The 8,017-nt window shown below is 69.0% G+C and carries 4 protein-coding genes; 2 read left to right on the top strand and 2 right to left on the bottom strand.

The window, feature by feature from the left end; translation table 11 throughout:
• Together ASG12_RS08085 and ASG12_RS08080 are read left to right on the top strand one after the other, a co-directional pair.
• Positions 1 to 1,706: HNH endonuclease signature motif containing protein (locus ASG12_RS08085; RefSeq protein ID WP_156377988.1), on the top strand; the 1,706-nt coding region annotated here is incomplete at its 5' end.
• Between the two features lie 245 nt (positions 1,707 to 1,951).
• A complete protein-coding gene (locus tag ASG12_RS08080; RefSeq protein ID WP_055787258.1) occupies positions 1,952 to 4,126 on the top strand; it encodes a glutamine synthetase III family protein in 2,175 nt (724 codons plus the stop codon).
• A 90-nt stretch (positions 4,127 to 4,216) separates the two neighbouring features.
• Here the strand turns inward: ASG12_RS08080 and ASG12_RS08075 are convergent, their stop codons facing one another.
• Positions 4,217 to 6,175 carry an AMP-binding protein gene (locus tag ASG12_RS08075; RefSeq protein ID WP_055787255.1) on the bottom strand — a complete coding sequence of 653 codons (1,959 nt, stop codon included), beginning with the start codon at positions 6,173 to 6,175 and terminating at the stop codon, positions 4,217 to 4,219.
• A 108-nt stretch (positions 6,176 to 6,283) separates the two neighbouring features.
• Entirely contained in the window at positions 6,284 to 7,957 is a 1,674-nt protein-coding gene (locus tag ASG12_RS08070) for a substrate-binding domain-containing protein (protein WP_082501728.1), read from the bottom strand.
• Positions 7,958 to 8,017 lie beyond the last annotated feature (60 nt).

Below are 8,017 nucleotides of genomic sequence, written 5' to 3'. Positions count from 1 at the left end.
GGGCTTGGGCTGGGGTGGATGCGGGGTCGGTGGGGTTGCTCACCGATCACGTCGCTGCGCCGGTGAACGCGTTGTTGGGCAACATGGTTCACGCTGCCGCCGGCCAAGCGTTCCTGGAGTGGATGCGTTACCGCGACGCCGGTGAACTACACCGCCAACTGGTCGTGCCCGAAGAAGCATCCGACCGGCGGACGTTTGATGCCCTGATGCAGTGCGCGGCCCGGATCGCGGTCACCCACTCCATCTCGCAGGGTGCGGCCGAGCGGATCGTCGACACCGCCGTCGCCCTCCGCGACCGCCTCCCGAAGGTSGCCGAGTGTCTCCGCGACGGGAAACTCGCACCGCGGTATGTGCGGTTGATCGTCGAACGCACCGACCTCGTTCTCGACCGCGAGAATCAGCAGGTCGTCGACACCGAGATCGCAGCCGCGTTACGCAGGCGGGGATCGTGGTCACCGTCACGGATCCGGGACATGGTCGACCGCAGCGTCTACCGCGTCGACCCCGACGCCGTGCGTGCTCGCCGGAAGGCGGCGGTCGATGCGCGGGGGTTCTGGACCGAACGTCTCGAGGACGGCATGGCGCGGGCCGCGTTACGCAGGCGGGGATCGTGGTCACCGTCACGGATCCGGGACATGGTCGACCGCAGCGTCTACCGCGTCGACCCCGACGCCGTGCGTGCTCGCCGCAAGGCGGCGGTCGATGCGCGCGGGTTCTGGACCGAACGTCTCGAGGACGGCATGGCACGCGTGGAGGCCACGTCCACCGCGGAGGGAGCCATCGCGATCTCGCGCCGGGTCGATGCGTTGGCTCGCGCGGTGTGTAAGAACGACGGGCGCACTCTGGCCGCCCGGAAGTCCGATGCGCATTTCTGTCTCATCATGGGTGCCGCGTGGGAATGCCACTGCGGCAACGACGACTGCGACGCACCCACCATCGACGATGCCGCCCCCGCACCACGCACGGTGCCCGGCACCGGCAGCAGCATGACCCTGCACGTCATCTGTGACTTGGAGACGGTTGCCGGGGACGGGGAGACACCGTGTTTTCTCGACGGGTACGGCGTGATCTCCCCGGCGCATCTCGAGGAGTTGCTCGACGAGCCCGGCCTCACCGTGGCGCCGATCGGGCACCGTGATGACCCGCTCGCGCCCCACACCCCAGGCAATCCGTATCGGCCGTCGACCGCACTGGACACCGTGGTCCGGGCCCGGTCGATGTACTGCGACGTCGCAGGATGCGAACGCGCGGCCTGGGTGTGCGACATCGACCACATCCACGAATACGACCACGACCATCCCGCCCATGGTGGGCAGACGTGCCCCGGGAACACCGCGTCGAAATGCCGCCTGCACCACAACCTGAAAACCCACACCGACTTCCTCGACGACCAGACCACCGGCCGCGACGGACGCATCCAATCGGTGATCATCACCCCCGAAGGCCTCACCGTGGACGGGCCGGCATTCGACGGCACCGACCTGTTCCCCGGCCTCAAAGACATCCAGTTCACCGCACCACAGAACGCACCACCCGCCGACACAACACCACCGGGCAACCCAGAGCCAGCACCCACCAGACGTCGACCACGCCTGGCAGACAAACACGCCCGCCGACAGCTAGAACGCGAACACAACCGCCGCACCCGCGAGGCGGAAGAGCAAGCCGCACGCGACGCCGAGGACGACAGCCCACCACCGTTCTGACACAACGAGGGTGGCGTCTCCGGTTGCCGATCGACGGTGAAGTCGATAGCGTTCCGAATCACTTCGGTGCGCCGACCCCCGATTTCGTTGCCCACAGGGCCGAAAAGCGGGGTCTGCCTCGCGTGTTTCCTGGGCGTCACACGATGGAAACGCTCCCGCGACAGGTCCCCCATAGCGTCGCGTGAGCGTTCTTTCACGTTGCATCCAGCCCGTCTGGGGTGGATCGGACCATCCAGGAGTGACCCATGAGTGGCAGCATTTCCCGCCGTGAGGCGATCAAGGCCGTAACCGCCCACAGCACCCCCGAGTGCACCACGGCGGAGGCGCCCCTCGCCGACCTGTTCGGGATCAACGTCTTCAGCAAGTCGGTCATGAAGGACCGTCTGCCCAAGAGTGTGTTCAAGAAGGTCGCGGCCACCATCGACGAGGGCACCATCCTCGACCCCACCATCGCCGACGTCGTCGCCAACGCGATGAAGGACTGGGCGATCGAGAAGGGTGCCTCGCACTACGCCCACGTCTTCTACCCGCTCACCGGGTTCACCGCCGAGAAGCACGACTCGTTCCTCGAGCCCGACTCCTCGGGCGCATCGCTCGCGGAGTTCCAGGGCAAGACCCTGCTGCAGGGCGAGCCCGACGCGTCGAGCTTCCCCAACGGCGGCCTGCGCGGCACGTTCGAGGCCCGCGGCTACACCGGCTGGGACGTCACCAGCCCGGCGTACATCCTCGAGAACCCGAACGGCAACACGCTGTGCATCCCCACGGTGTTCATCTCGTGGACCGGTGAGGCGCTGGACAAGAAGACCCCGTTGCTCCGCAGCCAGCAGGCGATGAGCAAGCAGGCCATGCGACTGCTGAAGTTGTTCGGCCACAGCGACGTCGACACCGTCGTGTCGTACGCGGGCGCCGAGCAGGAGTACTTCCTGATCGATGAGCACTTCTACTACGCGCGGCCCGACATCATGACGACGGCGCGAACCCTGTTCGGCGCCAAGCCGTCCAAGGGCCAGGAGTTCGACGACCACTACTTCGGCGCCATCCCCGACCGCGTGCTGGCGTACATGATCGATCTCGACCGTGAGCTGTTCAAGCACGGCATCCCGTCGAAGACCCGCCACAACGAGGTCGCGCCCGGACAGTTCGAGCTCGCCCCGGTCTTCGAGCGTTCGGTGCTCGCCCACGATCACCAGCAGCTGATGATGACGATCATGAAGAAGGTCGCCGAGAACCACGGCATGACCTGTCTGCTGCACGAGAAGCCGTTCGCCGGCGTCAACGGCTCGGGCAAGCACGTCAACTTCTCGCTGGGCAACGGGAACCAGGGCAACCTGCTCAACCCCGGCGACACCCCGCACGAGAACGTGCAGTTCCTGGTGTTCTGCGCCGCCATCATCCGCGGCGTCCACAAGTACGGCGGCCTCCTACGCGCGTCGGTCGCCTCGGCCAGCAACGATCACCGCCTCGGCGCCAACGAGGCTCCCCCGGCGATCATCTCGATCTTCCTCGGCGAGCAGCTGATGGACGTGTTCGACCAGATCGCGAAGGGCGGTGCCACCGAGTCGAAGGAGTCGGGTGTCCTCGAGCTCGGTGTCGACAGCCTGCCCCCGATGAAGGCCGATCCGGGCGATCGCAACCGCACGAGCCCGTTCGCGTTCACCGGCAACCGCTTCGAGTTCCGCGCGCCGGGCTCCAACCAGTCGATCTCCGACCCGATGGTCGCCATCAACACGATCCTCGCCGACTCGATCGACTACCTGGCGACCGAGCTGGAGAAGCTGACCGCCGACGGCACCGAGTTCAACGCGGCCGTCCAGACGGTGCTGCAGCAGGTCATCACCGACCACGGCGCCGTCATCTTCAACGGCGACGGTTACGCCGACGCGTGGCAGGAGGAGGCCGCCGCGCGTGGCCTGAAGAACCTGCGCACCACGGTCGACGCGGTCCCGTTCATGGCGGAGAAGGAGAACGAGGAGCTGTTCGAGCGCTACGGCGTCCTGTCGGCTCGCGAGCTCGAGGCCCGCAAGGACGTCATCCTCGAGCAGTACGCTTTGACGATCCTGGTGGAGGCCAAGGAGACCGCCGAGATCGCCAAGACCATGATCCTGCCGACCGCCCTGCGCTACCAGGGCGAGCTGGCCGGCATCGCGGTGAACGTGAAGGCGGCCGGCCTCGACGCCGCCAACCCGCTGCTGACCGACATCACCACGGCCATCGGTGCGCTGAGTGCGTCGCTGGCGGCGTTGGAGAAGGGCATCGCGGAGTTCCACGGCGAGTCGGAGCTCGAGGAGTCGACCTACGCGCTCGAGACCTTGATCCCGGCGATGGCGGACGTGCGCGTCGCCGCGGACACGCTCGAGAGTCTGGTGGCCGACGATCTGTGGCCGCTGCCGACCTACAACGAGATGCTGACGATTCTGTAATCCGTTCGGCGGGTACCGACCTCGACGGCGGTGATCCGGCGCATCTGCGTCGGACTCACCGCCGTTGTCGTGTGAGCGGTGCGCGTGAGGTCAGGAGCGCCGACCGGCGCGGCCCAACCGGTCGAACCGACGCAACGATTCCGGTGCCGTCGCCGTCGGATGCACCACGACCCCCGATTCGACCTCGTCGATGGAACCGTCGGGGTTGCGCCGGACCCGGATGTCGGTCGCGAGCATGCGTTCACCGGGCCGGAAGGGATTGGCCACGAAACGCGACGACGTCGTCGCCGAGTGCCCGGCGTGCCCTCGCGGGAGGTGGGCGCCGGCGATGTAGAGCTCGCCGACCGCGCCCGGCGGGACAACCTGCAGGCGGTCGTCGAGGACGTACATCTCGGTGTTCCATGCGGGGATGGCACCGCAGCCCTCGGCCAGTCGGGTGAGGGTGTGGGTCGGCGAGACCCGCAGTCGCGCCGACCGTTCCGGCGCTGCCCCACGCGATGTGGCGTTGCCCTCGGCACGCAGCGTCGCACTCATCGTGAGCGGTACGAGGACCGCGGTCATCCAGTCTGCGTCGAGGTGGCGGGTGTCGGGCAGGTCGGTCGCGAGCTCGCCGCCCTGCGACGCCGTCCACTGCAGACGGGCGGCCAGGGACGAGTGTGAGATGACCACGGGGGCCGCGGTTCCCGATGCGACCCACCCGACCAGCGCGGTCGAGCCGAGCCGAGCCGGTCCGTGCAGTTCCGCCGGACAGATCGGGTCGTCGGAGTGGTCGGAGATCTCCTGCGGATCGAGGGCGATCACGGTCACCCACGGCGGGATGACGTCGAAGCCGGTGCGCACCAACGACGCCGTGTCGTGATCGCACCCGGCGTGGTGGTGCGCGGCGAGCTCGAGCGCGTCGGTGGACACGAGGGAGTCGGCCGCTCCGAGGATCTCGGCGACGTCGGCGTTCCGGACGAACTCGCCCATCACGGCGTCGGGGTCGATGTCGTCGTCGGTGAGCAGGCGGTCGGTGACCACGCAGGCGGGCTCGGCCGCACCGATGAGCTCCGACAGCAGCGACGGCTCGCCGGTCACGGGGAGCGGCAGCACTCCCCCGCCGGCCCGGAACACCGCGAGGGTCGCGATGGTCGCCCACACCGGATCGGCGCACATCACGCCGACGACGACGTCGGTACCGACACCGTTGGCGACGAGGTCGCGCGTGACCTGGTTGACGCGACTGTCCAACTCGCCGTACGTGATCGACGCGTCACCTCGGGCGTACTCGATCGCGATCGCGTCGGGGTCGCGCGCCAACGCGAGGTCCACGAGGTCGACGACGGTCGCCGGCACCGTCAGGTCGTCGGTGTCGTTCCACAACCGTGAGACCGAGGCCGCGGCGGGCGACCCGAGCGCGTCGAGAAGGCGATCGAGGCCGTGCTGCGGATCGGCGCCCGCGTCGACGAGGTCGATGCGGAGGCGTTCGCCGCGGGCGCGGTAGACCCGGACCGCCGGCACGTCGCCCCGAGGGCTGTCGCGACGCAGGACGGCGACCTCGCCGCACAGGTCGCCGAAGGACACCGGCCCGACACCGGTCAGTTCCTGCACCTGGGCGGCACGACCGGCGTCGATGCAGGCGGTGGCGATCACGTCGGCGAGATCGATGTCGTCGCGACGGGCACGCAGGCGTAGTGCACGCGACATCGACGCCGACAGGATGCCGCCTGCCGTGTCGGTCGGCAGGTGAAGGGCGGGGGTGAACTCGGCGTCGAGGTCGTCGGTCGCTTCCGTGTCGCGCGGCGACACCGCAGTGCGGGTGGCGGCGTAGGCGGCGGCGATGGCGGGCAACGGGCCCAGCGGATCCTCGTGCCGATGGGTCAGGAAGATGACCGTGTGGTCCCGGGCCAGCGGTTCGACGAGAACCGAGTCGACCCCGGTCGCGGCCCGGAGCGGGGCGTGGGCGGTGATGGCGGCGTCGAGGGCGTCGCGGTCGACGATCCCGCGCAGGTCGACGGCGATCGAGGTCGAGTGCGGAGTGAAGGGGTTCGTGTCGACAGAGTCCGCCATGCCCGCCCTCCTCGTCGCACACCATCCGGTCACCCGTACTTCGCCGCAGACGGGAGACCTGTTACGTGATGTGGTTCGGAGAGCGCGGGGCGCCGGATTGGTCGCCGGTCAGCGACCGGCCGCGGTGACCCGCGCCGCGACGGCGTCGACCAACACCGACGGGATCTCGGTGGGGTCCTCCGCCTGATAGCTGGTACCCGCGGGGGCGAGGTCGGCGATCTGCTTCAGGGCGGAGGTGTCGGCGTCGGCGGAGATGCCGATGGTGACGATGTCGATGGGGCGAGCGGGGTCCTGCAGCGCCTTGATCTGCGACAACAGCTCCGACAGACCGAGGCTGCCGGGATCCTCGTTGCGGCCGTCGGTGAGCACGATGATGCTGTTGGAGTAGTTCGGATCGTAGGTGTCGAGCACCTTCTTGTAGGCCGCCAGGGTCGTGTCGTACAGGCCGGTGCCGCCGCCGACGTAGCGCTGGTAGTCCTGCGCCTGGCTGTTCAGGAACTCACGTTGGGTGCGGCCGTCGGGCCGGACGTGGTCCTCGCGTTCGATGGGGGCGATCTCGATCCAGTCCTGTCCCGGGCCGCCCTTGTCGACCGAGAAGTACCACATCCCGATCGCGGTGTTGTTGGGGAACAGCTTGTTCCCGGTGAGCGCGGCCTGCACGAGGAGCTCGGCGCGGGTCGACGTACCGACCCGCTCCTCCATGCTCCCCGAGACGTCCATCGCGACCAGTGTCCGGATGGGTTCGGCGACCACCGACCACTGCCGCAGGGTCTTCGTCTGCTGAGACGGATCGCGCAGCACGATCTGCGCGACGTCGCCCACGCCGGCCCCGGCCAGGGGTGCGCGGGTGGGCGATCGATAGTGCTGCGCGGCGAGTGCCTGTGCGCCTGCGGCACCGGACAATTCGCGTGCGAACCGTTGTCCGGCGTCGCGCGCGGTGTCCCGACGATCGGCGGCGGCGGTCACCAGCATCGGGTGGTCGAGGAACGTGGTGCCGACCGCGGGGACCTTCTCGGCGAGCTTCGTGGTCGGCGTGGCGGCGGCGTGGGAGAGGAACTGCTGCTCGGTGGTGACGACGGGGACGCCCGAGGACTCCGCGAGTGCGAGACGTGACTCCTCGGAGTCGTCGGCGGCGCGCACGTTGCCCTGCTGGATGGCGAGCAGCGTCATCGCGTCGGTGAGGTCTTTGCTGCTCAGTGCCCCCTTCTCGACCGAGGCCAACGCGCCCACGATGGGTGCGTTGCCGGTGCTGGAGTCCAGCGGGCTGCCGATGCGGAGGTCGGGCAGCTTCATCACCGACACCCAGTCGGCGAGGTCGGGCAACGACGAACCGACGACGACGGCCGGGGTGCTCGCCACCGACGGCACCACGACGTCGGTGGGGACGTTCACCCCTCGGGTGACGGTGGTGGCGCGGCCGGTCGAGTCGGCGACCCACAGGTCCGGGGCACCCTCGCCGCGGGTCAGTTCGCCCGCGATGCCGGACCCGGCGACGGCCGACACGGTGTAGTCGAAGCACGAGTTCTCCGACGCCTGTGGCGCCACGGATTTGAGCACCGTGGTCATCGAGGGGTCGGCGGCGATGGTGATGCCGGTGCGGGAGTCGCACTCGGGGCCCGACGAGCCGCCGACGGTCGCCCACACCACGCCGCCGGCCACGAGCGCGATGACGACGACCGCGGACGCGATGAGCGGTCCGCGGCGTCGACGGCGTGGCGGTCGGTCGTCGGTACCGCGCCGCACCGCAGGCGTCGACGCGTCGGCGGCGTGATGGCGCCCCATGGTTTCCCCGTCCGTCGCGCTGCACTCGTAGAGCGGTGACCAGCACCGATGGCAGCGATG

Source organism: Williamsia sp. Leaf354 (genome assembly GCF_001424365.1).
Classification (GTDB): Bacteria; Actinomycetota; Actinomycetes; order Mycobacteriales; family Mycobacteriaceae; genus Williamsia_A.
This window is presented reverse-complemented; position numbering and strand designations above follow the sequence as displayed.